The organism is Micromonospora sp. CPCC 206060 (assembly GCF_036906895.1).
GTDB lineage: Bacteria > Actinomycetota > Actinomycetes > Mycobacteriales > Micromonosporaceae > Micromonospora.
In genome coordinates, this window is the sequence record NZ_JBAKHU010000162.1 from 1 (window position 1) to 3,855 (window position 3,855).

Here is a 3,855-nt window from a genome sequence, read left to right on the forward strand (position 1 = left end):
GCTTCCTCGCACACACCGGACTGACCCTCGAACCCGAGACAACCTGACCATTCAAGGTCTGTAGCCCGGACAAGCTCGGTGACGTCGTGCGCTACGCGGAGCGGTGGAAGCGGCTCGGGGAACGGCTGCACCCGCATGAGTACGACCAGTGGCCGCATGCGCAGAAGGTGTTCGCGGTCGCGCGTGGCGAGCGGCGGGTACGCAACCTCGCCGGTCGTGCGGAGGCGGCGATCCGCGCCGGAGCGATCGGTCCGGCCGCGTCGGTGCTGTCGGCTGCGCCGGGCCTGCTCCTGCGATCTGCGGACCGGTTGCTGCGGCTGGCGTCGGCGTCGGAGCGAACTGCTGTTGTCGAAGCAGTCACCGGTGCGCTCGGCTCGGCGTCGGGCCGGGTGCTCCTTTCGCTGCGGGAGCATGTCGACAACCGGCTGACGCCCGTGTCCGCCCGGATGTACGCGAGCCGCTCGCGCAACGCGTGGGTCGGTCCCGACGAGCGGCCACCGCTGCCGGCCGGGCTGGTGGCCGAGCTGTCGTCGCTGCTCGACGCCGAGATCAGCGCCCGGCTGCCGGAGCCGGAACGACCGCTGGTGGTGGACCCGGAGGTGCTCGACGTCGCACTGCCGCTGTCCGGCAAGGCGACCGAAGGCGGTTTCGCGGTCCTGCCGAGGGGCTCGCGGGCATTGATATCCGGTGAGCTGCTGCGCTTCTTCACGTACTGGCGCCAGGCCAGTCGTCGCACCGACTATGACCTGTCGGTGTTGCTGCTCGACGACGAGTTCCACAGTGCGGGCCAGGTGTCGTGGACGAACTACCACCACGACGGTGTGGTGCATTCCGGCGACATCACCGACGCGACGAACGGTGCGACCGAGTTCATCGACGTGCCCCTGACAGTTCACGGGCACTACGTGGTTCCGCAGGTGTACGTCTATGCGGGCGAGTCGTTCGACGAGGTCGCCGAGTCGATGTTCGGATACCAGACCCGCACACGGCACCAACGCGGCGCCCCATTCGACGCGCGGACCGTGCGGGCGCGTTCGCACCTACGCGGCCAGGGCCGGGTCGCGTTGCCGATGGTGTTCGCCAGGAGCGAGCGTGGCTGGCAGGCGGTGTGGCTGCACCTGTACCTGCGGGGTAGGCCGTCGTTCAACCGGGTGGAGGAGAACACGTTCACCACGGCCGACCGGGTACGAGCACTGATGGAGCGGCGTTACCTCACCGTGTCCTACCTTGTCGACCGTTGGCGCACGCGGGCCGAGGTGATGACGTGGAACGGCCGGTTGCCGGACGAGCCGGTCACGTTCGTCGGCACCGAGGCGCCCGAGGACCTACCGGATGGGTCGGAGGCATATACTCTCGATCGGCTCGGTGAGCTGATCCCTGCGTAAGCGGCGACGGCCGAGGCCATGCGGGCGCTTCCTGCTATTCCGTTCGATTCGGGACCTCCGCGCAAGCGGAGGATCTGGTATTCAGCGCCCGCGCTCTCCTCGGCCCTCGCCGGCGAGCCGCAGGAATCTTCCGGCCCACATCCCGATCTGACCGAGGAAGCAGGCGCCACGCTGCCTCGACGACGCACTCACATCGGCTACTTGTTTCATTGACCTGCGACCGTGGCCTGACGATCGGGGACGACCTGGATCTCATGGCCAGGTCTCCGGCTCATCGACGGCGGCTGAGGGCCGCGTCGAGGTGGTCGAGATAACGTGAGACGGGGCCGACGGTGAGCATGCCGCTACCGGCCCCGGCCAGCTCGTTGGCGGCCGGCGTGAGTTCGGTCCGGGCGTGTTTCATCGCCGTCCGGTCGTCCAGGGCGATAGCAGCCTGGGCGGTGAGGCACCACAGGGCCTCGAACAGCAGGTCGCGCGGCGGATCCGGGGTCTGACGCAGCGCTGCGGCGGCATCGGCCGGGCGGTCCCGGGCCAGCAGGACGAGCGGGCGCGCCCAGGGGGCGTAAGGGCCCCAGTCGGTGTCATCGCCGAAGCGGACCGGGTCGCCGTGCCACACGCGAAGGCACAGCAGGGCCAGCGGTAGGTGGCCACGCTCGACGCCGGGCATGCCGGCGTTGGCGAGCTGTGCCGCCGCGTCGCGGTAGGCGGCTTCCGCAGCCTGTGGCGACGACCCGGTCGCGGCCAGTCGCAGTGCGCGGTACCACTGGGTGAACACGCCGACCAGGGGGCGGTCGTGCCGCTCGGCGAGCCGGTCCGCTGCGGCGGCGTGCTGGTCGCCGGTGGCGAAGTCCGCGAGCGCGCTGCGGGCCTGTAGTCGGATGAGATGACCGAGGATCTCGAACGTCACCACGCTGTGTCGGGCGGAGAGCGCGACCAGCTCGGCGCCGATCTCGTCCCGCTCGGGAGCCAGGCCCGCGCGGTGAAAGTTCTGCATGAACACGCCGTTCAGAGCGAAGGCCAGCAGGCCCGGGTCGCCCAAGCGGCGCGCGATCCGCTCAGCCTCCTGGGCCGCCTCGGGCCCGCGCGCCGCGCGCGTACCGCGTGACTCCACCGCGATCGTGGCCAGCAGTCGGGCTCGGGTGGCCTCGGACGAGCCGGGCCGAAAGGCGGACAGGGCCCGCTCGGCCGCCGCCACGATCTGCGCCGCCTGTGCCGGATCATCCGAGCGCGTCCAGATTGCGGGCACGTCGTAGCCGCCGATTACCCGGGCGGTGAGCTCAGGATCGCCCAACTGCTCGGCCGCAGCGATGGCGGCGATCCGCTGCTCCCGCGCCGCCGTGAGTCCGCTGGCCCCCGTGACGGCGAGACTTCGCAGCAGGCCGACCGTGGACTCCAGTCGAGCCCCGGAACCGGACGCCACAGTACGGTCGTATGCCGCCGCGGTCTCCGCCCAGACCCGTTCCGGTCCCGACGAACCGGGACCATAGCTGACCCGATCGGCCTGGCGGAGGATGTCGGTCTCCAGGCGACGCAGTTGTGGGCTCGGATCGATGCCGAGCTGCTCCAGGAGCAGGCTGCGGGCTCGGCGCAGTACCGCAAGCGCATCACCCTGGCGACCCGCGCGGTACAGGGCAAGCGCCAGCAGCCGCCACGCCTCCTCCCGCCACGGATGCTCAGCCACGTGGGCGTCGAGATCCGGTACGACGTCGGAGGCACGCCCGACAGCCAGTTGCGCCTCGGCCCGTTGCTCGATCGTGTTCAGCCGGAGCTGTTCGAGGCGGGAACGCTCGACGCGCGCCCACGGCTCGACGTCGAAGCCGGCGTACGCGGGCCCCCGCCACCAGCTCAGGGCACGATCGAGCCGCTCGAGTGCCGCGTGCGGGGGCGCCGTGGACGTGGCGGCGACCGCGTCCTCGAACCGCCAGGCGTCGACTGCGTCCGGCGCCGACCGAAGCGCGTAGCCCGGGCCCTCGGTGACCAGCAACCGGGCCGGCTCGCGCGGTGGGCGTTGCGGCTCCAGCGCGCGCCGTAACGCGGCTACGAACGTGCGGACGGCGCCCACCGCGCCTGGTGGGGGCTCCTGCCACAGGTCGTCGACGAGGCGGCTGACCGGTACGACCCGGCCGCGCGCGACGACGAGTCGCGCCAGCACCGCACGGTGTTTCGGCCCTTTCAGATCTATCGGTGCGCCGACGCCGTCCCAGGCGACAACCGGCCCGAGAACACCGAACCTGACCTGCACTGATCGAACCACCCTTCCGTGCCTCGGCTCAACGTGTCGCGCTCATCGTTTGCTCATCCGCGACCGGCACATTGGAACCGTCCACCGGACGAGAAAGGGACGACCATGACTTTTGCCATTCCCGGTTTCGACTACCAGCGCGTCGCGGTCTGTCAATCCCCTGGGATCGTGGAGGACTCGGTTATGCGGCCTGGTCCTCCAGGGCGCGGATGGTCGATCGCTCATAGT

Annotated in this window: 1 protein-coding gene and 1 pseudogene; one reads left to right on the forward strand and one right to left on the reverse strand. The window is 70.5% G+C overall.

The genetic code is table 11. The annotated features are described in order from the left end of the window. Positions 1-62: 62 nt before the first annotated feature. Positions 63-1,385 (forward strand): annotated as a pseudogene (locus tag V6U90_RS32685) (hypothetical protein); the annotation flags it as partial. A gap of 271 nt (positions 1,386-1,656) precedes the next feature. Here the strand turns inward: V6U90_RS32685 and V6U90_RS32690 are convergent. Continuing rightward, on the reverse strand, positions 1,657-3,639 hold the full coding sequence (locus tag V6U90_RS32690) for an AfsR/SARP family transcriptional regulator (RefSeq protein WP_334444928.1): 1,983 nt from the start codon (positions 3,637-3,639) through the stop codon (positions 1,657-1,659). Between the last annotated feature and the right edge of the window lie 216 nt (positions 3,640-3,855).